This is a genomic window from Hyphomicrobium sp. MC1, from assembly GCF_000253295.1.
Classification (GTDB): domain Bacteria; phylum Pseudomonadota; class Alphaproteobacteria; order Rhizobiales; family Hyphomicrobiaceae; genus Hyphomicrobium_B.
On sequence record NC_015717.1, the window covers coordinates 2,810,579 to 2,833,267 of the forward strand.

Genomic DNA, 22,689 nt, shown 5'->3' on the forward strand with positions numbered 1-22,689 from the left:
GAATTCCAGGGAGACTTAACATGACCGAGCCAAACAACAGCAAAGTCATCGTCGAAGCGGAAGGCATCGTGAAGGTGCTGGGCGCTGGAGCCGGCGAAAACAAGGTTTTGAAAGGCGTCGACCTTCAGCTGCATACCGGCGAGCTGACGCTGATGATGGGGCCGTCCGGATCCGGTAAGACCACCCTGCTCTCGATCCTCGGCTGCATCCTGTCACCCACACAGGGCAAGCTGTCGATCTCCGGCATGGATACGCGGAACATGAACAAGGAGCAGCTTGCCAATCTGCGGCGCAAGCATGTCGGCTTCGTGTTCCAGTCCTATAATCTCGTGCCGACGCTCTCGGCCGTCGAGAATGTCATGCTGGCGCTGGACCTGCGCGATCTCAACGGTCCGGACGCGCGCCGCCAGGCGGTCGAAGCGCTCGAAGCGGTTGGCCTCGGCCACCGCATCAACGCGATGCCGGCCAAAATGTCGGGCGGCGAGAAGCAGCGCGTTTCGATTGCCCGGGCGCTCGCCGGTTCACCCTCGGTCATTCTCGCCGACGAGCCGACAGCGGCACTCGATGCCCAGAACGGCATGGCCGTCATGGAATTGCTGGCAGCCGTGGCACAGGATACCGGGCGGGCCGTTTTGGCCGTTACCCACGACCACCGGACGCTGCAATACGCCGATCGTATCATCACCATCGACGACGGCCGGATTGCAGGATCTGAGCGGCCAAAGGTTGCAAATGCCCCCGTTCGGGTGGCGGTGGGATAACCCCCGCCAAAAAGGCTGTAATGACGGCCTTTTCGGGCGCCCGCATGGACGGGCTAGTCCTTAATGGCCGTCCCTCGGGCCAATGGCCGCGCACGCTCCCTCTCCGGGCATCTGGACCGGAAGAGGCATTTGTGTAGGATGCGCCCAAACTCACCAATCCCAAATTGGAATAACTAAGGAAATAGCGCCCATGGCGGGGCCTCAAGCGAACACGTCCATTTCCCCAGGCACTTTGATGGCCGGAAAACGGGGGCTCATCATGGGCGTCGCAAACAATCGATCGATCGCCTGGGGCATCGCGAAAGCCTGCGCGGCCCAGGGCGCAGAAATTGCCCTCACCTATCAAGGGGATGCGCTGAAGAAGCGGGTCGAGCCGCTGGCGGCGGAGCTTGGCGCCAAGTCGGTTCTTCACTGCGATGTGACCGATGCGGCCTCGATGGACAGCGTTTTCGCGTCCCTCGAAAAGAGCTGGGGCAGCCTGGATTTTCTCGTCCATGCCATCGCTTACTCGGACAAAAACGAGCTCGACGGCCGGTACGTCGATACGACGGAGAAAAACTTCACGCAGAGCCTGATGATCTCCTGCTATTCGTTCACGGCTCTCGCCCAGCGCGCCGAGAAGCTGATGCCGAACGGCGGTTCGCTGATCACGCTCAGCTACTACGGCGCCGAAAAGGTCATGCCGCACTATAACGTGATGGGCGTTGCCAAGGCCGCGCTCGAGGCGAGCGTGCGCTATCTGGCGTCCGACCTTGGCCGCAACGGCATCCGCGTCAACGCGATCTCGGCCGGCCCGATCAAGACGCTGGCTGCGTCGGGCATCGCGGATTTCCGCTATATCCTGAAGTGGAACGAGTATAACTCGGCACTCCGCCGCAACGTCACGATCGACGACGTCGGCAACGCCGGTCTCTATCTCCTTTCGGACCTGTCGCGCGGCGTGACCGGCGAAATTCATCACGTCGATAGCGGCTATCACGTGCAGGGCATGAAGAACGAGGAAGCGCCCGATATTTCGGTCGTCAAGAGCGACGAAGCGTGAGTGGTGGGGCGGCAACGACCGCGTCGTTGAAGCCCGGACTCACGCTCTATCTCATTCGTCACGGCGAGACGGACTGGAACCGGGAGGCGCGCTACCAAGGGCAGCGCGACATTCCCTTGAACGACACCGGCAAGGCGCAGGGGCGTCGCCACGGCGGCGTGCTGAAAACGCTGATGCCGGCAATCGCCGAATTCGATTTCGTCGCCAGCCCGCTGCAACGGGCCATTGAGACGATGCGCCTGATCCGAGAAGGCCTTGGTCTCGACCCGGACGGCTTTCGCATTGTGCCGGACATTGCTGAACTCAGCTACGGACAATGGGAAGGCGAACTCGCGGGCGAGCTGCCGCTTAAAGATCCCGAGGGCGTCGCCGCCAAAGCCGCCGATCCCTACGGCTGGAGGCCCAATGGCGGCGAGAGCTACCACGACCTTGAGGTCCGCGTTTCGAAATGGCTCGGAACCCTGGACCAAAATACGGTTGCCGTCGGGCACGGCGGCGTCAGCCGCGTCGCGCGCGGCGCTCTGCTCGGAATCGACAGAACTCTCGTGCCATTCCTTGAAGTGCCCCAGGATAAGATTTTGAAGCTCGCCGACGCCAAGATGCGGTGGCTGTGAGGGTTGAACGCCATCAAAGCAAAAGAGCCGGAGATGCGGCTCTCCGGCTCTTCGGCACTCGATAAGGAGTGCATGCTGAAAGCCCCCTCGACCCGGGGCTCAATCCGAGAGGAATGGGCTTTTATGAGCCGACAGAGACGTTCGCCTGGAATGGATGAGACAGGCATACGGCGCGGCCGTTCGAATGAGCGACCTGTCCATACCGCCTTCGCAACATGCGATCCTGCGATGCGCCGCGGGCTGCTTTTGGGCAGCGGATGCGGGCTCGGCCGAGTTGCCGGTCAAATACGGACTCACACCTGCCTCGTCCCATCGTCAGGGCGACGGAACTGCCGACGAACGCAGTACTTCGTCGAGTTAATCTGCGTCGCGGAGGGTTGTCACGCGGCTTTGGCCCCGATGCGCTCTTGCCGCCACCTCGCCGGCCACCTAAGAAGAGCGGTGACGCAGCCCGGCAACAATCGTTGCAGAGCCATCGAGTGCCCATCGGGCCAACTTCCGCATATTTCAGGCAATGTCTCACAACACTTTCGGACATCTGTTTCGCGTGACGACCTGGGGCGAAAGCCACGGCCCGGCCATCGGCGCCATCGTGGACGGTTGTCCGCCGGGCATCGCGCTCGAAACCGGTGAGATCCAGGCCTATCTCGATAAGCGCAAGCCCGGCCAGTCACGCTTCACGACCCAGCGCCAAGAGGCCGACGCGGTCAAAATCCTGTCCGGCGTGTTCGCCGATGCTTCGGGCAAGCAGGTCACGACCGGAACGCCTATTGCGCTTGAAATCGAAAATACCGATCAGCGCTCGAAGGACTACGGCGAGATCAAGGACAAGTTCCGTCCTGGCCACGCTGACTTCACCTACGACGCCAAGTACGGCATTCGCGACTATCGCGGCGGCGGGCGGTCGTCGGCGCGCGAAACGGCGTCGCGTGTGGCTGCTGGCGCCGTGGCGCGGAAGGTCATCTCCGGCGTTAAGATTCGCGGCGCGCTGGTGCAGATCGGGCAGATCAAAATCGATCGCGGCAACTGGGATTGGGACGAGGTCGGCAACAATCCGTTCTTCTCTCCGGATAAGCAGGCGGCAGAGCACTGGGCCGACTATCTCGACAAGGTGCGCAAGGCCGGTTCGTCCGTCGGCGCCATTATCGAAGTTGTAGCGGAAGGCGTGCCGGCAGGCTGGGGCGCGCCGCTCTACGGCAAGCTCGATCAGGACCTCGCCAGCGCGATGATGTCGATCAACGCCGTCAAGGGCGTCGAGATCGGCGAAGGCATGGCGGCTGCCGAGCTAACAGGTGAGCAGAACGCGGACGAAATCCGCATCGGCAACGACGGTGCACCGGATTTCCTGTCGAACCACGCGGGCGGGATTCTTGGCGGCATTTCGACCGGTCAGCCGATCGTCTGCCGTTTCGCGGTTAAGCCGACATCTTCGATTTTAACGCCGCGCCGGACGATCGACCGTCATGGCCATGAGACGGAACTCATCACGAAAGGCCGCCACGATCCGTGCGTCGGCATTCGCGCCGTACCGGTGGGCGAAGCGATGATGGCGATTGTGCTCGCAGACCATTTCCTGCGGCATCGCGGCCAAATCGGCGGGTAATTTCGAGGGCCGACCCATCGCGCAGCATCCAAAGATCATCATTTTGACTGGCGCGGGGCTGTCGGCCGAAAGCGGCGTCCCGACGTTTCGCGATCCAAACGGCATGTGGGCGAAATATGATTGGCGCGACGTCGCCACGCCCGACGGTTTTCAACGCGATCCGGCACTCGTGCTGAATTTCTATAATGCGCGGCGGCGCGCTCATCGCGGCATCAAGCCTAATGCTGCGCACATCGCTTTGGCGCGTCTCGAAGCCGAGCATGGCGGCGTGACGGTCGTTACACAGAATATCGACGCGCTGCATGAAGCCGCCGGATCGCATTCCCTCATTCACATGCACGGTGAGCTGTTCAAGGCGCTGTGCACCTTCTGCAAGCATCGGGTCCCCTGGCAGGGCGATTTGCTGGTCGATACGTCGTGCCCCTATTGCGGGCTGCCGGGCGGAATGCGGCCAGACGTCGTCTGGTTTGGCGAGATGCCGTATCAGATGGGGCGGATCACGGGGCTTCTCGGAGAGGCGGATCTTTTCCTGTCGATTGGTACCAGCGGGCACGTCTATCCGGCGGCCGGGTTCGTGGCGGAAGCGCGTGAGCACGGCGCGCGCACGGTGGAGCTCAACCTCGAACCGTCGGAGGGTGCGAGCCAATTCGACGAAGCCATCTACGGTCATGCGACCGAGATCGTTCCGGCCTTCGTCGATCGTATTCTGGCTGGCCGCTAACGTCGAAAGACCGCGACGACCTCGACGTGTGCAGAATAAACGAATTGATCAACCGGCGTAACGGATTCGATCTTATAGCCGCCATCGACGAGATGGCGCGCGTCGCGTGCGAGCGTCGCGGGATTGCAGGACACCGCAATAACAGTCTTCACCTTTGAGCGCGCCAAGCGCTGCGACTGCGCTTCGGCCCCGGCACGTGGCGGATCGAAAACGATAGCGTCGTGCTCATTGAGTTCCAGCGGGGATAGCGGGTCGCGGAAGAGATCGCGAACGACGGCGCTAATTGGCTTTAGCCCAGATGTTTTCTTTGCGCCGTCGCCCAAAGCCGTCACCGCGGCCTTGCTGCCGTCGAACGCGGAGACGCGGGCCTTCGCCGCTATCGGAAACGCGAAGGCGCCGAGGCCGCAGAAGAGATCGGCAACCTTTTTCGTCTTTCCGAGCGCGGCGACGATACGCTCAGCGATTTCGCTCTCGGCGGCTTCGACAGCTTGAACGAATACGCCCGGCGGCAACGGAACTTCCACCGCGCCGAATGTCAGGAAGGGGGGTAGCGTTTCGACGACGACATCGCCGGCCACGACGAGACGTGCGAGTCCCATCGCGCTCGCCGCGGACGCAAGTCCGGTTCGGATTTCCGGCGACAGTTTGCGTTCCGTGCCATCGACTTCGACATCTAGACCAGACTTCGTGAGCGTGATCGTGACGCGCGCTTCATCGCGTTTCGGCAGCAGCGGCGCGATCAGTTTTCCTACAGCCGGCAATGCCGCAACGATCTTCGGCTCAAGCACCGGACATTCTTCGATGGCCACGAGATCGTGAGAGGCGGCCTCGTGGAAGCCAAGCTCGACGCCAAACTGCGAACGGATCGCCTTGAGCGCCGCACGGCGGCGGTGCCCGGCGGGGCGCTGCAATTGATCGACCTCGGGTTCGAGGCCACGCGCCTGAAAAGCGTTGACGACGAGATCGCGTTTCCATGCCGCGTAACTGTCCGACGCCAGATGCTGCACGCTGCAACCGCCACATTTGCCGAAATGTTTGCAGACCGGAGCGACGCGTTCGGCACTCGGTTCGAGCACGCGCAGGAGGCGCGCGCGCTCGCCCTCGACTTCGGCTTCGATGCGTTCTCGCGGCAGCGCGAACGGTACGAAGACCATCCGGCCATCGACTTCGGCGATGCCATCGCCTTGCGCGCCGAGACGACTGATGACGAATTCACGCTCAGCCATCGTAGCGCGCTCCGAGCAGGAATTCGGCGTTGCCGGAACCACCGAGAATGGGCGACGGCATATCGCCGACGACCGTCCAGCCGGGTTGTGTGGCGAGCCATTCGCGGACGCTGGCCAGCGCGCCCAGACGCGCGGCTTCATCGCGTACGATGCCGCCGCTGCCGACGTTATCGCGGCCGACTTCGAACTGCGGCTTTACGAGGATCACAGCCCAAGCTCCGCGTGAAGCGAACGGCAAAACAGTGCCCAAAACCTTCGTGACGGATATGAAGCTGACATCGACCACGACGGCGGAAACGCTCTCTGTTATTTCGTTTGGCGTCAGCGCACGCGCATCGATATTTTCGAGTGAAATGACGCGTGGATCGTCTTTCAGGCGCGCGTGCAGCTGACTGGTGCCGACGTCGACGGCATAAACGCGCTGCGCCCCCTGTTCCAGAAGCACCTCGGTGAAGCCCCCGGTCGAAGCGCCGATATCGAGCGCAACGCGATCCGTGGGATCGAAGCCGAAGCGCGCGAGCGCGGCAGAGAGCTTTTCCGCGCCGCGCGAAACGTAGCCCGGCGCATCCGAGGCAACGGCGATGGCGAGATCGTCTTTCACGTCGAAGGCCGGTTTGTTGCAAACAGCGCCGCCGACCGAGACGAAGCCGCGCTTTATAAGGTCCTGAGCGCGGGCGCGCGACGGCGCGAGTCCGCGGGTCACCAGCATCTGATCGAGGCGCATCACCGGGCCGTCAGTCAAATGTCAACGTCAGTCGGGCCGGATGGCGTAGCGGCCGGAGCCGTTCGCGAACAGCAGCAGGAAGCCGCCGGCCATGCAGACGTTCTTCATGAAGTTCGTCATCTGGGCCTGGTCGGCGAAGTTGCTGTGAAAAACGGCTGCGGCTGCCAAGCAAAACGCGGCAAGCGCCAAACCGGCATAACGAGAGAAGACACCTAACAGCACGGCAAGGCCGCCGATGACCTCAAGTGCGATGACGAGCGGCAGCAAGTTTCCCGGCAAGCCGTGCGATTCCATGTAGGCCTGCGTCTGCGCGTAGCCGGAAACCTTGTTGATACCTGCAGTGACGAAAATAGCAGACAAAAGTACCCGTGCGGCCAAGCTGACGAGCGCATGCATGTTTGTTCTCCCGAACGGCGAGCTGGTTAACGCGCAGATGTGCGCGTCATGCCCGCTCGCTTAGCATGTCTGCGCGGCCAAGGGCAGCAAAGACCGTCTCGACGATGCCTGAGGCATTAAGCCGTGCGGCTTCGTACATGGCTTCGGGTTTGCCATGGTCGATGAAGACATCGGGCAAAACTTTGGGACGGACGCGAAGCCCGCGATCCAGCAAGCCCTCATTTGAGAGAAACTGCAGAACGTGGCTGCCGAAGCCGCCGATGGAACCTTCTTCCACGGTCACCAGGACTTCGTGATTAGTCGCGAGGTCGCGAATGAGGGCCTCGTCCAGCGGTTTTGCAAAGCGTGCGTCGGCGACCGTCGTGGACAGGCCGAAGCTCGCAAGCTGATCGGCCGCCTTCAGACACTCCGCGAGCCGGGTGCCAAGTGAAAGCAACGCGACCTTCGAGCCTTGCCGCACGATACGGCCCTTGCCGATTTCGAGCGGAATGCCTTCGGCCGGAAGCTCTACGCCGACGCCCTCGCCGCGCGGATAGCGCAGCGCGCTCGGGCGGTCGTCGATCTGTGCTTGGGTCGCGACCATGTGGACGAGTTCGGCTTCGTCGGCCGCCGCCATGATGACGAAATCCGGAAGGCAGGCGAGATAGGCGACGTCGAATGATCCGGCATGCGTTGCGCCGTCGGCGCCGACGAGACCAGCGCGGTCAATTGCGAAGCGGACCGGCAGCTTCTGAATGGCGACGTCGTGCACGACCTGATCGTAGGCGCGCTGCAGGAAGGTCGAGTAGATTGCCGTGAAAGGCTTATAACCCTCCGCCGCGAGTCCTGCCGCGAACGTGACGGCATGCTGCTCAGCGATGCCGACATCGAACGTGCGATCGGGAAATTCCTTGCCAAAATAGTCAAGCCCCGTACCGGACGGCATCGCGGCGGTGATCGCGACGACGCGCTTATCCTTTCGCGCTTCAGCAATCAGGCTATCGGCAAACACCTTCGTATAGCTCGGCGCATTCGGCTTCGGCTTGTCCTGCGCACCCGTCACGACGTTGAACTTATTCACGCCGTGATATTTATCCGGCGACGCTTCGGCTGGTGCGTAGCCCTTGCCCTTCTGCGTGACGACGTGGACGAGGATCGGCCCCTGCTCCAGATCACGGACGTTCTTCAGAACGGGCAGAAGCTGCTCGAAGTTGTGACCGTCGATTGGGCCGACGTAATAAAAGCCGAGTTCTTCGAACCAAGCCCCGCCCTGCCACAGATGACGCGTATATTCTTCAACGCGCGCGGCGCGGCGCTCCCATGCTTTCGGCAGCATCTTGGCGAGCTGCTTGGCGTAGTCGCGAAGGTGGACGTAAGTACCGCTCGACGTCACACGTGCGAGATACGCCGAGAGCGCGCCCGTGGGCGGCGCAATCGACATATCGTTGTCATTAAGGACGACGATCAGCCGTTCGTTGCGAGCACCGGCATTGTTGATCGCTTCATAGGCCATGCCTGCGCTCATCGCGCCATCACCGATGACGGCGACGACGTTGTTCGACTTGCCAGTCAGGTCGCGCGCCACGGCCATGCCGAGCGCTGCGGAAATGGATGTGGACGAGTGCCCGGCGCCGAAAGGATCGTAGACGCTCTCCTCGCGATTGGTGAACCCCGCCAAACCGCCGGGCTGGCGCAAGGTGCGAATCCGGTCGCGGCGGCCGGTCAAAATTTTATGGGGATAAGCCTGATGGCCGACGTCCCAGATCAGACGATCGTCCGGGGTGTTGAAGACCCAGTGCAACGCCACGGTCAATTCGATGACGCCAAGGCCCGCACCAAGATGGCCGCCCGTTACCGAAACGGCGTCAATCATCTCGTCGCGAAGCTCGGCCGCAAGCTGAGGCAGCTGATCTTCCGACAACTGACGCAATTCGTGCGGCGTCGCAATTTTATCGAGTAATGGTGTCTTGCTCACAATAAAACCTTGATGCGGCGATCGGCTTTAGACCTAGAGCGCCCGAGACAGGCCGTTCGAAAGGGACGCTAGCATGCCTTTGGGCTATCTTCGATCCCCCAAAGAGCGCTGCTACGGACCGGATGTAATGCGCCCGCGTGCCGCAGACGTTTAAAAAACCAGTTGACGTCCAAACCGCCCAAAGCGGAATGACGCCTCAAAATGGCGCATCGCCGTTCTTGTCGAGTGGGGCAGTGCCTGACGGCGTGCCGTCAGCGCCAAGCGTCAGTTTTTCGACTTTGGCTTCAGCCGCTTTCAGCAGTCTGTCGCAATGGTCGCGCAATGCTTCGCCGCGCTCATAAATTTCAATGCTTTCTTCAAGCTCGACGTCGCCGCGTTCAAGCTTGCCGACAATGACCTCCAGCTCCTTCAAGGCGCGTTCGAAGGTCATCTCCTTGATGTCAGCAAAGCTTTTTGCCGGAGCCGGTTTGGTCGTCGTCGTCATAATCGTCCTGCTTTCGTGGCGCAAACGGGCGGATGTACCGAAATTCCGCTCAGACGTCTGCGTCCAGCAATGCCTTTACGTGGGCGGCGGTCGATAGGGCAAGCCCCTTCAGATCGTACCCGCCTTCGAGCATCGACACGATTCGCCCTTTTGCGTGGCGCCGCGCCATCTCCGCGAGCGCTTCAGTCGCCCAGCGGAAATCCTCCTCGACAAGTTCGAGCCCGGCAAGCGGATCGCGCTGATGCGCATCGAAGCCTGCGGAGATCAGCAGCACATCGGGGCTGAAATTGTGAAGAGGCGTCAGAATGCGGCTACGGAACGCCTCTTCGAATGCCTCGCGCCCGTCGCCGGAGCGCAGCGGCGCGTTGAATATATTGCCGACGCCGGTCTCGTTCAACGCACCCGTACCCGGGAAGAGCGGCATCTGATGCGTCGAGCCGTAGAACAGGTCTTTGTCGGACCAGAAAATTTCCTGCGTACCGTTACCGTGATGGACGTCGAAATCCACGACGGCGACACGCTCGGCGCCGTACTTCGCGCGAGCATAATGCGCTGCGATCGCGATGTTATTGAAAAAACAGAAGCCCATCGCGCGATTGCTCTCGGCGTGATGGCCGGGCGGACGGACCTGACAGAAGGCGTTCGTGACTTTGCCTTCCATGACGAGATCGACTGCATCGAGACCAGCGCCGACGGCGCGGCGCGCGGCCTCCCAGGTGCCGGCAGACGCGATGGTATCGGAATCGACATGGCGCGCCCCGCCATCAATGTGCTCGATAGCGGCTGTCACGTCAGCGAGGTGCGCTGGCCCGTGCGTCATTGCGATATAGGTTTTGTCATCCTCACGCAGCGGTGCGTCGCGATGAAAAAGATCGTCGAAGACTGAAGCGGAAAGCGCCTTGTCGATCGCCCGCATCCGGTCCGGCCGCTCGGGATGATGCTCGCCGGTATCGTGTTCCAGAAAAGCCGGATGGGTGATCAGGACCGTCGTCATTTATCGCGAGGGTGGCTCCGAAGCGTTATGAGGTCAATTCCGACAGTCGCGCGATCTGCACGCCGGGCGGGGGTTTACTGTCTGCAGGAACGAAGAAGTCCGGCGCCAGCGGCACCGATTTGTCGACGCGATAGGATCCAAAGTCTGTGACGCCGCCCACATCATAAAGAAACGTATCGTCGATCAGAAAGTTTCCGGTGAACGTCTTCGCCGGTTGGTTAAAAACAAGGTGGGCCGCGTCGGCCACGATCTCTGGCGTCCGGCTCATGCGCATGAGCTTATCGCCGCCGAGAATATTCTGCACGGCAGCCGTAGCAATGGTCGTACGCGGCCAGAGGGCGTTGACGGCAATGCCATTGGGTTTCAATTCGTCGGCGAGACCGAGCACGCAAAGGCTCATGCCGTATTTGGCAATCGAATACGCGACGTGGCCCGAGAACCATTTGGGATGCATATCGAGCGGCGGCGACAATGTGAGAATGTGCGGATTTTCGGCACGCTTCAGATGCGGCAGGCAGATCTTAGAGGTTAGAAACGTGCCGCGCGTGTTTACTGCGAACATCAGATCGAAACGCTTGATCTCGGTCTTTTCAATCGGCGTCAGCGATATGGCGCTGGCGTTGTTGACGCAAATGTCGATACCGCCGAAACGTTCAACCGTTTGCGCCACGGCGCGTTCGACATCCCCTTCGTTGCGAATATCGCATTCGAGCGCGAGCGCCGATCCGCCCTCCGCTTCGATCTCTTTTGCAGCCGAATGAATCGTGCCTTCGAGCTTGGGATTGGGATCGACCGTCTTGGCGGCGATGGCGATGTTGGCGCCGTCGCGGGCCGCTCTTTTCGCGATGGCCAATCCGATGCCGCGGCTCGCGCCCGTAATGAAGAGAGTCTTGCCCTTGAGTGCCGCCATGCCACTGCTCTCATTCCGACGCCAGACAGGAGATAGCCTAATCTCTTGGCGGACCCTAGGTAAGGGGTGACTTCGATTGCTTAAACAGGAAAGACTGAGGCTCGGGATTTCCGATTTATTCGGTTTTACGGAAATTCGGCGGGCGTTTCTCGAAAAAGGCCGTGAAAGCTTCGACGGCTTCAGGCGAGCGGAGGCGTTCGCGGAAGGCCGCAACCTCTTCGTCCATGCGGGCGAGAATTATCTCGGGGTCGCCACGCATCAAGCGGCGCGCAATGGCGAGCGCTTCCGGCGGTTTGGCGGAGAGCCGCTTGGCGGCGGCGAGTGCGGTGGCTTCAAGATCGCTCGCAGGCACGATGGCGTTGACGAAACCGGCAGCGAGTGCATCGTCAGCCGACAACGGATCGCCGAGCGCCAACATGGCGAAGGCCCGCGTGTAGCCCATACGGGCCGGCATCAGCAGGCTTGAGGCGGCTTCGGGCACCACACCGAGATCAAGAAACGGAGTGGCGAACGTCGCGTCCGGCGCGGCGTAGACAAGATCGCAATGGAACAGCAGCGTCGTGCCGATGCCAATGGCGTTGCCATCGACGGCGGCGATCAGCGGCTTCTTGACGACCGGCAATAGGCGGATGAAGCGCACGACATTCTTGTCGAGGCCACCGGTGCCGCGTGCGGTGGCAAGAAAGTCGCCGATGTCATTGCCAGCCGTGAATACGCCGCCCGAGCCGGTGAGAATGTGCGCGGCAATCGTATCGTCCGCGTCTCCCGCTTCGATGGCATCGGCTAGCTTGCCGTACATGGCGCCGGTCAGCGCGTTTTTCTTCTCGGGTCGAGCGATGCGGAGAATCTGGATGGGGCCATCGCGCCAGATTGCGATTTCTGCTGTCATGCGAACACCGCTCCATGCGCATCGACCAGCACGGCATCTGCGCCGTGTTGCACGGCATCAGACAGACCGCGGGCTTCGGTCAGAATATTTTCGGCGAAGAACCGCGCGATTACGATGTAGGGCGATGCAGCGTCTTTCGCGAGGGCACCCTTCGCGAGGTATGTGCCGCCCGTGACGAGGCTCATGAGCCGCAGAAAGGGCGTCGCGGACGCCAGCGCCTTTTCTTGATTACCGGGAAGCATTTGCGCCATCCAGAGGGTGGCCGTTTGAAGTGCACTCAAGCCTTCCATCAAGCGCTGCGTCATGTGACCGAACTCGCCGCGTTTTGCAGCGCGCACTGCGGCGATAATGGCGCCGAGTTCCCCGAGCAGGCTCGTCATCGCAGAGCCGCCGTCGAGCGTCAGCTTGCGCGTGACGAGGTCGATGGCCTGGATGCCGTTCGTGCCTTCGTAGATCGGCAGGATTCGCGCGTCACGCAGGAATTGCGCAGCCCCCGTCTCTTCGACGAAGCCCATGCCGCCATGCACTTGAACGCCGAGAGAAGCGACCTCGTTGGCAATATCGGTAGAGAAGGCTTTTGCGAGCGGCGTCAGCAGAACGGCGCGATTGCGGGCTGCGACACGCTCTTTTTCATCTGTCGCACGATTGGCGACGTCGAGTTCCTTGGCGGTCGCGTAACAGAGCATGCGGGCGGCCTGCGTCAGAGATTTCATCGTCAGCAGCATGCGGCGCACATCGGCGTGCTCGATAATCGGGCTCATGCTGCCGGGATCTTTGGCCGCGAAGCTTTTGCCCTGAAGACGTTCCTTGGCGTAGGTGACAGCGTGCTGCGTCGCGCTTTCCGCAACGCCCACGCCTTGCGCGCCGACACCGAGCCGGGCGGCGTTCATCATCACGAACATGTTCGCGAGGCCGCGGTTTTCTTCGCCGACGAGGTATCCGATCGCGCCGCCGTTCTCGCCGAACTTCATGACACAGGTCGGGCTTGCCATGATGCCGAGCTTATGTTCGACACCGGCACAGATGACATCGTTGCGCTCGCCGAGCGAGCCGTCGTCACCCACAAGAAACTTAGGGACGAGAAACAGCGAGATGCCGCGCGTTCCGGCCGGCGCATCGGGCAGCCGCGCTAGGACGAGATGGATGATGTTCTCAGCCATCCCATGCTCACCCCAGGTGATGAAAATCTTCGTGCCGGTTATACGGTATGTTCCATCGCCTTGCGGCACTGCACGCGTCGAGAGCGGGCTCAGATCGGAGCCCGCGTGCGGCTCGGTCAGGTTCATGGTGCCGGTCCATTCGCCCGCCACCATTTTGGGGAGATATTTCGCTTTCAGCGCGTCGCTTCCGCCCGCTTCAATGGCATGAATGGCGCCCTGCGTCAGAAGCGGGCAGAGACCGAAAGACACATTCGCAGCGTTCCAAATTTCGCCGACAGGTGTGGCAGCGATTTCGGGCAAATCCTGGCCGCCGTATGCCTCCGAGCATGGCAGCGTGCTCCAGCCGCCCGCGACGAACGCTTGGTAGGCCTCGGCAAAGCCCGGAGGGGTTGTCACCTTTCCGTCAATGAGCTTGGAGCCGATACGGTCGCCTATTGCGTTCAAAGGTGCTAGGACCTCGGCGCCGAAATTTCCTGCCTCTTGGATGACGGCGATTATCGTTTCGCGGTCAAGCCCCGGATAGAGGCCGCGAGCGCCCATATCGCTGAGGCCCGCCACCGTCTCAAGGGCAAAGACAATGTCGTCTAGGGGAGCCTGATAGGTCATGGATCGTCTCTCGGTGCCGTTCGGTTTTCCATCAGGACACTAAGCCGAACGAAAGTACAAGCAAACCAGGTGACATACCAAATGCTGGGCAGGATCGTACCCGCCAACAAAGAATGGATTGCCGAAGCCGGACAAATGATCCGAGCGGGTGCGCTCGTCGCATTTCCGACTGAAACCGTGTACGGACTCGGTGCCGACGCAACCAATGGTGAAGCGGTCGCTCGCATTTTCGAAGCCAAGGGCCGGCCGATTTTCAATCCGCTTATCGTACATGTTCTCGGACTGGAGCAGGCACTCATCATCGGCGTGCTTTCGCCCGCTGCGCGTCGTCTGATAGAAGCGTTCTGGCCCGGTCCTTTGACGCTCGTGGTGCCGCGCACCGAGACGACGGACGTCAGTCAGCTCGTCTCGGCAGGACTTCCGACCGTTGCACTGCGGTCTCCTGATCATCCGGTTGCACGCGCGCTTCTCGCGGAAGCCCATCGTCCGCTGGCGGCCCCGTCCGCCAATCGCTCGGGGCACGTCAGCGCGACACGCGCCGAGCATGTTGCGGCCGACATCGGCGGCAAGGCCGCGCTCATTCTTGATGACGGCCCGACGAAACTCGGGCTCGAGTCAACGGTGGTCAGTCTTGTCGACGGTGCCCCGGTGCTGTTGCGTCCCGGCGCCATCACCGCGGAAGCAATTGAAGAAGTTATCGGAGAGCGCCTGATACGGCGCGAAGAAGCAGGCGATCATCTCACATCGCCTGGGCAGCTTGCGAGCCACTATGCGCCACGCGCGCGCTTGCGTCTGAATGCCTATGAGTGGAAACCGAGCGAAGCAGTGATGGCGTTCGGTGCGATCTCGGAGCAACCGGCACGCGCCTTCGTCAACATCAGCGAGGGCGGCGACTTGATCGAGGCGGCGGCAAATCTTTTTGCGACGCTGCGTACGCTCGATGCTTCCGGGGCGGACTCCATCGCGGTAACGCCTATTCCGCAGAACGGCCTCGGAGAAGCGATCAACGACCGGTTGCGGCGGGCGGCAGCGCCTCGTGAGCACCTCTAGAAGCTGCTGACCATCACCACGATCTTATTGACAAGCGGTGCGAGGATCGGGCTTTGCGCCACGAACCCGTTGAACGTGTCCCGCACCGACCCGAACGCATGCATGATGCAGGGAATGGCAGCGTAGATGCCGCCATAAAGCAATGCCGTGCTGATTCCGTTCGTGATCAGGTACCGACGCAACATTCCTGCCCCCCAACAAAGCCGGTTAACGCTTCGTTAATGAGAGCACGCGGGTGCCGCCAGGCTCAAGGCCTTTAATCAAAGCATGGTGAATGCGTGTTCCAGAATGGGACGAACGGTGCCGTTAGGCCTTCGTTTGCTCGACGACCTTGAGGCGATGCTGATCCGTCTCGATTTTCGCCTTCGTCGAGGGCCAGCTGGCGCTGATCCAATCGTCGGTGCCGAACAGCCAGTACATGAACCGATGACGGCGATGATACCGCTCGATGATGAACTTGTTCATCTGGTCCATGTGCGTGTTCAACGCGCTCAGGGTCTCAGCCGGAAGCGCGGTATCTCGGTCGATCTCACCGAGCCGGTTCATGATGGCCGCGACGTCGCTTGCGGAATCGGTGCGCCATTGATCCATCGCACCGGCGAGCGTGTGCTGGTTCTGATTGACCTTGAGAAGCGCTTCATGAACCTCGGTGAGGTCCTGCGTGTAGGCTTGATGCTTAGCGGCGGCCGTTTCGATCTCGGCAGCGATCGCGCTTTCGGCCCCCTTCACCCGTTCCGACAGATTGGTGAGAAGCTCGGTCAGCGAGCCTGAGTGCGTATCCACCTTGCCGAAAAGGCCGTCGAACTTTTCCGACAGACCGGCGACGTTCCCGGTCAGGCTTTCAAGGTTTCCTGCAAGGCCCGCGACGTTGCCCGACAGACCTTCGACGTTGCCCCATAGTCCGTGGATGCGGTCGATGCCGCCAATGATTTCATCGGTTCGTCCATCGCCCGTCGGCGTCGCGAGTACCTGGCCGACGCCGTCTTCGAGGCGGGACAGGCGATCGCCCAATTCGACGAAGCCGCTCTGATGGCTGCCGAGGACCGCCTCTTCGATGATGTCGAGACGATCGCTGATCGGCTTCAAATCAACGGCCTGACGGATGTCTTCGAGCGCCGTGCCGCCTTCTGTCTGGACAGGGCGTTGCCTGATCGTCTCTTCCAATTCCTGCAGCCGCGTCGAAAGCACGGACCATGACTGCGACATTTCCTGAAGGCGCAATTCAAGCGCGGCTTCGATGTCGCCGAGTTTTGCGACGAGCCCTGACGTGTCAACGGCGGCGACGGGAGCGGCGGGGCCCCCTTCGCGAAACGCAGATTCGAGCGAGCCGATCCGGTCAATCAACAACGCATGCGTTCGGCCCTGATCGTCTTGGTGGGCGACGGTATCGCGCGCGAAGTCCCGCACGAGGCTTGCGATGGCGTGCCGCTCGTTGGAGAGATCCTGCCCCAGCGCCCGCACAGCTTGTTCGAGCGATTCAATGCGAGAATTCTGCAGCGCGTCTGTCTGAGTGCCGAGATAATCGTTGCGATAAAGGGGACGCCCGTAATCGACCGCATAACGCGGTGGCGCCGCATAGCGGGGCTCAGGGCGCGTCAGCGGCGGCAACGGTTCGGCGCGCGCGACAAAGCGCAAAAGCAGTTCCGAGGCGCCGAATTCGCCGCGGTGATCGAAGAGAACTTGTAAAAGGTCGTCGACCGATACCGCCGTGTTGCGACGCGCCGCGAGTGCCGTTGCAAACTTCAGCACTTCCGCCAAATCTTCCGAGCGGCGCGGGGAAACCGGGCCACTTCCCGGCATCGCCGGAATATCGCCCGCGATGATCGCCGCAGTCTCGCGTTTCAGGGCGACGACGCGGATGCCATGTGTTTCAAGGGCTGCCGCAGAGGCGTCAAGGCGGGTCATGGCATTCAAGAGATGTTCGACGCGAACCTCTCCGGCGCGATGCGCTGCGGCGATGTCATAGGCTTGATTGAAGCAGGCAAGAACGGTGTCATCGACCAGCACGGGACCGGCAAGAAGCGACCCGCGCTTACCGTTCGACAGTGCCGCCTCGGCCGGCTGAATGACCTCGCTTGGTGTCCAGGTCTGCGACGTCCTGAGATCGAGATCCTCGCCGTGATACGCCATGTCGTCGTCTCCCCTCTGTCGCTCCGCGCCGTCCGTCGCCGCGCGCCTCGCAAACCCAAACACCCCAACCGCGTCGAAGCTATGTACTTGCCTATGTCGGCAAGGTCTTGACTTTTAAGACAGCATTTAGGTTAGCGCCGTTTCATTTCGGGGGCGAGTCGCAAGCGGCAGATACACAGCAATTCCCTCCCAACCCGTTGCCAGGAAGGCCTGCTCTTAAAGCAGCAGACCAAAGACCGCTGGTGTCTGAAGGTCGGGGCCTTCGGCGCGAACATCATTAAGTGCGGGGTTGACGGGCGTGGTCGTGAGGAGCCCGGCGGCGAAAGGCATCATCAGGTCGAGGATATGCTCAGCCGTGCCCGAGCGGCAGTCGAGCCAGCGCTCGAAGTTTTCTGCCGTGATGATCACAGGCATGCGGTCATGGATGGGCGCCATATCGGCGTTTGCAGCGGTCGTCAGGATCGTCACCGTCTCGATCTCGCTGCCGTCGGCACCGAGCCAGTCTTCCCACAATCCGGCCAAGGCAAAAAGATCGTGGTCTTTCAGACGGATAAGATGCGGCTGCCGCGCCGATCGCTTGCCGCTCCACTCGTAGAAGCCGGTCGCCGGAATGAGACAGCGGCGATGGCGCAGCGCGCCGCGAAAGGCCGGTTTTTCGGCCGCCGTCTCAGCACGGGCGTTGATCAATGGCGCACGCAATGCCGCCGGGTCGCGTACCCATGACGGGATCAGACCCCAGCGCACCAGCCGAAGCTCGGGAACGCCCTTGAGATCGTTGCGTGCAATCAGAACGGGTTGCGTCGGCGCGATGTTGTAGCGCGGCGGGAAATCGTCAACGGCCGGTACATCGAAGAACGCGCGTACAGCCTCCGGTGAAGATATCAGACTGTAGCGCGCGCACACGAAGGGCCGTCCTTTTGATGCCTTATGATTCGGGACTATAAGCGTTGACGGATTCGCCGCCAGGGACGGCTTAGACTGAGCGAACCTCAACGTGCTGGACGCCCGCGTGAAACGCCACTGCCGCAAGCTCTGCCAATACCTTGTTATGCTGATGCTGGCGCTGTCAGCAGTCGGCGGGCAAGCATTCGCAGCATCCGACAGCAAGCCCTATGACGACCGCCTGATGCGGCTTTCCGAAATTCTTGGCGCCATTCACTATCTTCGCGAGCTCTGCGGTGCCAACGAAGGCCAATACTGGCGCGACCGCATGCATGACTTGATGAATGCCGAAGGCTCGACGGCCCTGCGACGCGCGAAACTCACGCGTGCCTTCAACCAGGGGTATCGCAGCTACAGCCGAACCTACAATACCTGCAGTCCGTCGGCACAAACGGCCATCACGCGTTTTCTGTCGGAAGGGTCTGAGCTTTCGGATGGGATGCTGAAAGCTTTCCCCAACTAAAACGTCAGCTGAGCCGGTCGCGAGAGGCGCATATCGTTTCTCGCCGGTTTACTGTGAATAGTGGCAGCTACGACCTACCGCAAATTGTCGTGCTAGGTGACAATGGATGGGGGCCGCCCCGTGCGTGGCGGTCAGGGTTGAGGGAAGGATTGTAACGGTATGCAGTGTTTCGAGGATCTCGATACGAAAAATCCGACGTTAAAGGCGCTCGATCTAATCCTCGCTGCTTGGGATGAAGGGGTGGATACCGGCGTTGAGCCGCAGCAGATGGCCTACGCGGCTCTGTTCACTGCGCTCACCGATCTCGTTGCGATCTACGGCGAGGACGCCGTCATTCATTTGACGCGCGGTCTTGAGAAGCGCGTCGTCGAGGGGGAATTCACGCTAGCGCGGCGCGACCAGTAAAGCGCCGCAATCGGGGAAGCGGCGTCAGAAGCGTCCAGCCTTCCAGATGACTTCAGCGATCAGCACCGCACCGAAGATCGCGAGCAGCAGGCCCGCGATCCGGTTGATGCGGTTGAGCATGCGCAGATCGATGTGGTGACGGTAGCGCCCGATCAGGTTCGAGAGCGCGACCCACCACAGCATGCTGCCACTGGCAATAGCCGCTACCAGAAGAAGCACATCGATCGTCGAGTAAACTTCGACGAATGTGCTGATGCCTCCGAAAACCGCAAAAAGCCCGAGGACGGCGCCCGGATTGGTGATCGTCAGAAAGAAGGTCTGCGGGATGTCCCAGACAAAATCCTTCAAACGGGCAGAAGAACCATCGGTGTCCAGTTTGAGACGCGGAGCGCTGAAATAAAGACGCATCCCGAACGCCACCAGCGCGATGCCGCCGACCACCTGGATCACGGCGCGATGCGTTTCGACGACGCCTGATATTGAGCCAACACCCAGGCCAGCGCACAACGCGATCAAAGCGTCGCCCGTCACCGAGCCGATGCCGGCCGCTATGCCGCCCCAAAAGCCGCGTTCGATCGCCCGCTGGATGCACAGAACGTTGACAGGGCCGACCGGGGCCGCAATGAGCATTCCGACAATCAGGCCGACCGGAATGATGAGCGGATTGGGGATGTAACTCAGCAAGGGGCAGAAGCTCGATGTCGGAAGTGGACTTCACCGGCGGCGGCAGGCAGACGCGCACCCTCCGCATCGATCGGAACGGGAGGAAAACGCAGCAGCAGCGACGGCAAGCGCCCCCCCGAGCGGTGTGGAAAAGACATCAGCAGTTGGTCCCGTCAGCGTCCTTGACGACAATGGCGCGCACTCTCCTACTCGTAGTTGCGGCCGGCGCGCTTGTCTATGTCTCAAGGGCGCACGCGGAAGGTGTTCGCGGTCCAAAGCTTCCCGATCATGTGGCCGATGTGCGCGACGCAATCCTGACGGCGGCGCGCTCGGGCGATATCAACGAGTTGCAATCGGCCTTCGAGGTCAGCGGCAACATTCCCGATCTCGGGATCTCGCCACGCTCCGATCCCATTAAAGTTTTGAAAGACAGGTCGGCTGATCCACAGGGCCGCGATACGCTCGCGGCGATCGTCGAAATGCTGGACATGCCGCCGTCGACGCTGCCGTTCGGCAACGACATCGAGAATAATCTGATCTACGTCTGGCCGTATCTCTCGACGCGTCAGCTCGACAAGCTGACACCGTCCGAACAAGTCGATCTTTATCGACTGGTGACACCAGAACTCGCCGCGGAAATGCGCAAGAAGAAGCGCTGGCTGTGGTGGCGCCTCGTGATTTCAGCCGATGGGACATGGACGCTGTTTAGGAAGGGCACCTAATCTGTCGGTGCTTTCCGTTGCTTAGCTTGCATATGCCGTCCAATTGCCGCAGAGGGGTGGTCACCGCCGCGGCTTGACTGTATTCCGCTTGTCACATTTTACGTGAAGAGCGAGGGTCTAGTTTCATGAAACGTTTGTCGCTTTTGGCGGCCATTATTTTTGGCTGCGTCCTGGCCGCACCGGCCTATGCCTTTCATCCGGCCGACGAAACCTACGGTTACGTTCCGCCGAAAAAATTTGCCAGCAAGCACAGCGCGAAAACCGATGCCGACAACAGCCAAGCTCTGTTCGGCATGGGCTGGGACTGGGGCCGCCCGCAAAAGTCTCATGATACCGATGACGAAGACGAGCGTGCCGACAACAAGCAATCGCTGACGGGCGGCGGCCAGCCGCGGATCGCGGCCAAGGCGCCGCCCAAGGTTTCGTTCCGCAGCGGCTATGCGCCGGGTTCGATCATTATCGATACGGCCGGGCGGCGCCTCTACTACGTGCTGTCGTCGAAAGCCGCCTACCGTTATCCGATCGCCGTCGGCAAGCAGGGCTTTGCTTGGTCGGGCACGGAAAAGATCTCGAAGAAGGTTGCGTGGCCCGACTGGATCCCGCCGGCTGAAATGCGGGCGCGCAAGCCTGGACTTCCGGTTCGGATGTCGGGTGGCGTGCACAATCCACTCGGCGCCATGGCTCTCTATCTCGGCAACACGCTCTATCGCATTCATGGCACGAACGATGCGTCGTCGATCGGGACGGCATCGTCGTCCGGCTGCATCCGCATGACGAACGCCAACGTGATGCATCTCGCAAGCATCGCCGATGTCGGGACGACGGTGTACGTCCTGAAGCGGCTGCCGGCGAACCTGTCGCGCGTTGCGGACCGCGACGGCTGAACCTTGGCGGCTTAGCCGGCGTAGCCTTCGAGAAAGCCGACGGGCTCCCCGTGGGCGGGACTGACGATCTCGCCCTCCCACATCACCTTCCGGCCGCGGACGAACGTCCCGACCGGCCAGCCCTTCACCTTGACTCCATCGTACGGCGTCCAGGCGGCACGGCTTTCGATCCAGGCGTTCGAGATCGTCTCTGTGCGGCTTAAATCAACGACGGTCAGGTCAGCATCGTAGCCGACGGCGATGCGGCCCTTGCCGCGAATGCCGAAAAGACGCTGCGGGCCGTGGCTCGTCAAATCGACGAAGCGCTGAAGCGACAAGCGTCCGGCATTGACGTGGTCGAGCATGATCGGCACCAGCGTCTGCACGCCCGTCATGCCCGAATGCGTATCGGGATAGATGTGGTCTTTTTCTTCGCGTGTGTGCGGGGCGTGGTCGGAGCCGAGCACATCGACGATGCCGGATTCGAGCGCGGCCCAGATCGCTGTACGGTGGCGCGCGTCGCGAACAGGCGGGTTCATCTGTACATAGGTGCCGAGGCGTTCGTAGCACTCGGGGCCTTCGAGCGTGAGGTGGTGCGGGGTGACTTCTACGGTCGCGTAATTCTTGTGATCCTTCAGGAAGTCCATTTCGTCCGCCGTCGAGACGTGCAGAACGTGGACGCGCTTGCCGTGCTTCTCAGCAAGGCCGACGAGCTTCTTGGTTGCGATCAGAGCAGCCTCGGGGTCGCGCCATTCGGGATGCGAAGACGGATCGCCTTTGCGGCGCAAGTGCATCCGCGACTTCAGCCGTGCCTCGTCTTCGGCATGAAACGACGCACGGCGCGAGATCCTGGCGATAATCTTGTCTAGCGAGACGCCGTCGTCGACCAGAAGGTCTCCGGTCGATGAGCCCATGAAGACCTTCATGCCGGCCGAGCCTTCGAGCTTCTCGAAATACGGGATGTCGGCGATGTTGTCGCGCGTGCCGCCGACGAAGAAGGCGAAGTCGCAGAACATGCGGTGACGGGCGCGGCGCACCTTGTCGGCCAGCATCTCGGCGCTCGTCGTCAGCGGCTTGGTGTTCGGCATCTCGAAAACGGCCGTGACGCCACCTGCGACAGCTGCGCGGCTGCCTGTCGCCAAGTCTTCCTTATGCTCCAGGCCCGGCTCGCGGAAATGGACCTGAGTATCAATGACGCCCGGCAGAATGTGCAGGCCCTGGGCTTCGATGATCTCAGGCGCGGACACCGAGCCCAGCTCGCCGATTGCCGCGATCCGGCCGCCCGATATGGCGATGTCGCGAATGCCCTCGCCGTCATGGTTGACGACGGTCGCACCGCGGATCACGAGGTCGAACGTCTCAGCCAT

24 protein-coding genes are annotated in these 22,689 nt (G+C 61.5%); 10 read left to right on the forward strand and 14 right to left on the reverse strand.

All coding sequences use genetic code 11. From position 1 onward, the window contains the following. The first annotated feature begins 20 nt into the window (after positions 1-20). The 5 genes from HYPMC_RS13665 to HYPMC_RS13685 all read left to right on the forward strand — a co-directional run bounded on the left by HYPMC_RS13665 (position 21) and on the right by HYPMC_RS13685 (position 4,741). Positions 21-761 carry an ABC transporter ATP-binding protein gene (locus HYPMC_RS13665; RefSeq protein ID WP_013948562.1) on the forward strand — a complete coding sequence of 247 codons (741 nt, stop codon included), beginning with the start codon at positions 21-23 and terminating at the stop codon, positions 759-761. Positions 762-951: 190 nt separating this feature from the next. Continuing rightward, entirely contained in the window at positions 952-1,803 is an 852-nt protein-coding gene (gene fabI / locus HYPMC_RS13670) for an enoyl-ACP reductase FabI (protein WP_013948563.1), read from the forward strand. Next, on the forward strand, positions 1,800-2,417 hold the full coding sequence (locus HYPMC_RS13675) for a histidine phosphatase family protein (RefSeq protein ID WP_013948564.1): 618 nt from the start codon (positions 1,800-1,802) through the stop codon (positions 2,415-2,417). The genes fabI and HYPMC_RS13675 overlap by 4 nt, the downstream gene beginning before the upstream one ends. Before the next feature lie 514 nt (positions 2,418-2,931). After that, positions 2,932-4,020 carry a chorismate synthase gene (gene aroC / locus HYPMC_RS13680; RefSeq protein WP_013948565.1) on the forward strand — a complete coding sequence of 363 codons (1,089 nt, stop codon included), beginning with the start codon at positions 2,932-2,934 and terminating at the stop codon, positions 4,018-4,020. Next, positions 3,971-4,741 (forward strand): NAD-dependent deacylase, encoded by a 771-nt coding sequence (locus HYPMC_RS13685; protein WP_013948566.1) that lies wholly within the window; start codon positions 3,971-3,973, stop codon positions 4,739-4,741. Before aroC ends, HYPMC_RS13685 begins: the two co-directional genes overlap by 50 nt. Here HYPMC_RS13685 and HYPMC_RS13690 read toward each other — a convergent pair. The 9 genes from HYPMC_RS13690 to HYPMC_RS13730 form a co-directional block, all read right to left on the reverse strand. Next, positions 4,738-5,967 (reverse strand): class I SAM-dependent RNA methyltransferase, encoded by a 1,230-nt coding sequence (locus HYPMC_RS13690; protein WP_013948567.1) that lies wholly within the window; start codon positions 5,965-5,967, stop codon positions 4,738-4,740. The genes HYPMC_RS13685 and HYPMC_RS13690 overlap by 4 nt on opposite strands. After that, positions 5,960-6,709, reverse strand: coding sequence for a TlyA family RNA methyltransferase (locus HYPMC_RS13695; RefSeq protein ID WP_244420889.1), 750 nt, complete (start codon positions 6,707-6,709; stop codon positions 5,960-5,962). Before HYPMC_RS13695 ends, HYPMC_RS13690 begins: the two co-directional genes overlap by 8 nt. A 9-nt stretch (positions 6,710-6,718) precedes the next feature. Then, positions 6,719-7,087 (reverse strand): DoxX family protein, encoded by a 369-nt coding sequence (locus tag HYPMC_RS13700; protein WP_013948569.1) that lies wholly within the window; start codon positions 7,085-7,087, stop codon positions 6,719-6,721. 46 nt (positions 7,088-7,133) lie between these two features. After that, positions 7,134-9,041 carry a 1-deoxy-D-xylulose-5-phosphate synthase gene (gene dxs / locus HYPMC_RS13705; RefSeq protein WP_013948570.1) on the reverse strand — a complete coding sequence of 636 codons (1,908 nt, stop codon included), beginning with the start codon at positions 9,039-9,041 and terminating at the stop codon, positions 7,134-7,136. 196 nt (positions 9,042-9,237) lie between these two features. After that, positions 9,238-9,525: an exodeoxyribonuclease VII small subunit gene (locus HYPMC_RS13710; protein ID WP_013948571.1), complete on the reverse strand. Its 288-nt coding sequence runs from the start codon at positions 9,523-9,525 to the stop codon at positions 9,238-9,240. A gap of 49 nt (positions 9,526-9,574) precedes the next feature. Further along, positions 9,575-10,519 carry a histone deacetylase family protein gene (locus tag HYPMC_RS13715; protein ID WP_013948572.1) on the reverse strand — a complete coding sequence of 315 codons (945 nt, stop codon included), beginning with the start codon at positions 10,517-10,519 and terminating at the stop codon, positions 9,575-9,577. Positions 10,520-10,544: 25 nt separating this feature from the next. Beyond that, the gene (locus tag HYPMC_RS13720) at positions 10,545-11,429 is read right to left on the reverse strand and encodes an NAD(P)-dependent oxidoreductase (RefSeq protein ID WP_013948573.1); all 885 of its coding nucleotides are present in this window, start codon (positions 11,427-11,429) and stop codon (positions 10,545-10,547) included. A gap of 115 nt (positions 11,430-11,544) precedes the next feature. Continuing rightward, a complete protein-coding gene (locus HYPMC_RS13725) occupies positions 11,545-12,318 on the reverse strand; it encodes a crotonase/enoyl-CoA hydratase family protein (protein ID WP_013948574.1) in 774 nt (257 codons plus the stop codon). Next, positions 12,315-14,084 (reverse strand): acyl-CoA dehydrogenase, encoded by a 1,770-nt coding sequence (locus HYPMC_RS13730; protein WP_013948575.1) that lies wholly within the window; start codon positions 14,082-14,084, stop codon positions 12,315-12,317. Before HYPMC_RS13730 ends, HYPMC_RS13725 begins: the two co-directional genes overlap by 4 nt. Positions 14,085-14,165: 81 nt before the next feature. Here HYPMC_RS13730 and HYPMC_RS13735 point away from each other — a divergent pair, with 81 nt between their 5' ends. Continuing rightward, on the forward strand, positions 14,166-15,134 hold the full coding sequence (locus HYPMC_RS13735) for an L-threonylcarbamoyladenylate synthase (protein ID WP_013948576.1): 969 nt from the start codon (positions 14,166-14,168) through the stop codon (positions 15,132-15,134). On the opposite strand, the gene HYPMC_RS13740 is transcribed toward HYPMC_RS13735, so the two are convergent. The 3 genes from HYPMC_RS13740 to HYPMC_RS13750 all read right to left on the reverse strand — a co-directional run bounded on the left by HYPMC_RS13740 (position 15,131) and on the right by HYPMC_RS13750 (position 18,167). Then, complete coding sequence (locus HYPMC_RS13740) at positions 15,131-15,319, reverse strand: hypothetical protein (RefSeq protein ID WP_013948577.1); 189 nt, start codon at positions 15,317-15,319, stop codon at positions 15,131-15,133. The genes HYPMC_RS13735 and HYPMC_RS13740 overlap by 4 nt on opposite strands. Before the next feature lie 121 nt (positions 15,320-15,440). Next, a complete protein-coding gene (locus tag HYPMC_RS13745; protein WP_013948578.1) occupies positions 15,441-17,264 on the reverse strand; it encodes a hypothetical protein in 1,824 nt (607 codons plus the stop codon). 216 nt (positions 17,265-17,480) lie between these two features. Then, positions 17,481-18,167 carry an SOS response-associated peptidase gene (locus HYPMC_RS13750; RefSeq protein ID WP_013948579.1) on the reverse strand — a complete coding sequence of 229 codons (687 nt, stop codon included), beginning with the start codon at positions 18,165-18,167 and terminating at the stop codon, positions 17,481-17,483. Between the two features lie 91 nt (positions 18,168-18,258). On the opposite strand from HYPMC_RS13750, the gene HYPMC_RS13755 reads away from it, so the two are divergent. Then, the gene (locus HYPMC_RS13755; RefSeq protein ID WP_244420890.1) at positions 18,259-18,669 is read left to right on the forward strand and encodes a TIGR02301 family protein; all 411 of its coding nucleotides are present in this window, start codon (positions 18,259-18,261) and stop codon (positions 18,667-18,669) included. A gap of 159 nt (positions 18,670-18,828) precedes the next feature. Continuing rightward, a complete protein-coding gene (locus tag HYPMC_RS13760; RefSeq protein ID WP_013948581.1) occupies positions 18,829-19,074 on the forward strand; it encodes a hypothetical protein in 246 nt (81 codons plus the stop codon). A gap of 24 nt (positions 19,075-19,098) precedes the next feature. On the opposite strand, the gene HYPMC_RS13765 is transcribed toward HYPMC_RS13760, so the two are convergent. Beyond that, on the reverse strand, positions 19,099-19,758 hold the full coding sequence (locus HYPMC_RS13765) for a LysE family translocator (RefSeq protein ID WP_013948582.1): 660 nt from the start codon (positions 19,756-19,758) through the stop codon (positions 19,099-19,101). 170 nt (positions 19,759-19,928) lie between these two features. On the opposite strand from HYPMC_RS13765, the gene HYPMC_RS13770 reads away from it, so the two are divergent. Both HYPMC_RS13770 and HYPMC_RS13775 read left to right on the forward strand, forming a co-directional pair. After that, complete coding sequence (locus tag HYPMC_RS13770; protein WP_041300946.1) at positions 19,929-20,459, forward strand: hypothetical protein; 531 nt, start codon at positions 19,929-19,931, stop codon at positions 20,457-20,459. Positions 20,460-20,584: 125 nt separating this feature from the next. After that, a complete protein-coding gene (locus HYPMC_RS13775; protein WP_013948584.1) occupies positions 20,585-21,343 on the forward strand; it encodes a L,D-transpeptidase in 759 nt (252 codons plus the stop codon). An 11-nt stretch (positions 21,344-21,354) separates the two neighbouring features. Here HYPMC_RS13775 and HYPMC_RS13780 read toward each other — a convergent pair whose 3' ends face one another. Further along, positions 21,355-22,689 (reverse strand): dihydroorotase, encoded by a 1,335-nt coding sequence (locus tag HYPMC_RS13780; protein ID WP_013948585.1) that lies wholly within the window; start codon positions 22,687-22,689, stop codon positions 21,355-21,357.

Coding starts and splice junctions, on each gene's coding strand:
- HYPMC_RS13665 (WP_013948562.1), top strand. CDS start 21: ATGACCGAGCCAAACAACAGCAAAGTCATCGTCGAAGCGGAAGGCATC.
- fabI (WP_013948563.1), top strand. CDS start 952: ATGGCGGGGCCTCAAGCGAACACGTCCATTTCCCCAGGCACTTTGATG.
- aroC (WP_013948565.1), top strand. CDS start 2,932: ATGTCTCACAACACTTTCGGACATCTGTTTCGCGTGACGACCTGGGGC.
- HYPMC_RS13690 (WP_013948567.1), bottom strand. CDS start 5,967: ATGGCTGAGCGTGAATTCGTCATCAGTCGTCTCGGCGCGCAAGGCGAT.
- HYPMC_RS13700 (WP_013948569.1), bottom strand. CDS start 7,087: ATGCATGCGCTCGTCAGCTTGGCCGCACGGGTACTTTTGTCTGCTATT.
- HYPMC_RS13710 (WP_013948571.1), bottom strand. CDS start 9,525: ATGACGACGACGACCAAACCGGCTCCGGCAAAAAGCTTTGCTGACATC.
- HYPMC_RS13715 (WP_013948572.1), bottom strand. CDS start 10,519: ATGACGACGGTCCTGATCACCCATCCGGCTTTTCTGGAACACGATACC.
- HYPMC_RS13720 (WP_013948573.1), bottom strand. CDS start 11,429: ATGGCGGCACTCAAGGGCAAGACTCTCTTCATTACGGGCGCGAGCCGC.
- HYPMC_RS13725 (WP_013948574.1), bottom strand. CDS start 12,318: ATGACAGCAGAAATCGCAATCTGGCGCGATGGCCCCATCCAGATTCTC.
- HYPMC_RS13730 (WP_013948575.1), bottom strand. CDS start 14,084: ATGACCTATCAGGCTCCCCTAGACGACATTGTCTTTGCCCTTGAGACG.
- HYPMC_RS13735 (WP_013948576.1), top strand. CDS start 14,166: ATGCTGGGCAGGATCGTACCCGCCAACAAAGAATGGATTGCCGAAGCC.
- HYPMC_RS13740 (WP_013948577.1), bottom strand. CDS start 15,319: ATGTTGCGTCGGTACCTGATCACGAACGGAATCAGCACGGCATTGCTT.
- HYPMC_RS13745 (WP_013948578.1), bottom strand. CDS start 17,264: ATGGCGTATCACGGCGAGGATCTCGATCTCAGGACGTCGCAGACCTGG.
- HYPMC_RS13760 (WP_013948581.1), top strand. CDS start 18,829: ATGCAGTGTTTCGAGGATCTCGATACGAAAAATCCGACGTTAAAGGCG.
- HYPMC_RS13770 (WP_041300946.1), top strand. CDS start 19,929: ATGGCGCGCACTCTCCTACTCGTAGTTGCGGCCGGCGCGCTTGTCTAT.
- HYPMC_RS13775 (WP_013948584.1), top strand. CDS start 20,585: ATGAAACGTTTGTCGCTTTTGGCGGCCATTATTTTTGGCTGCGTCCTG.
- HYPMC_RS13780 (WP_013948585.1), bottom strand. CDS start 22,689: ATGGCTGAGACGTTCGACCTCGTGATCCGCGGTGCGACCGTCGTCAAC.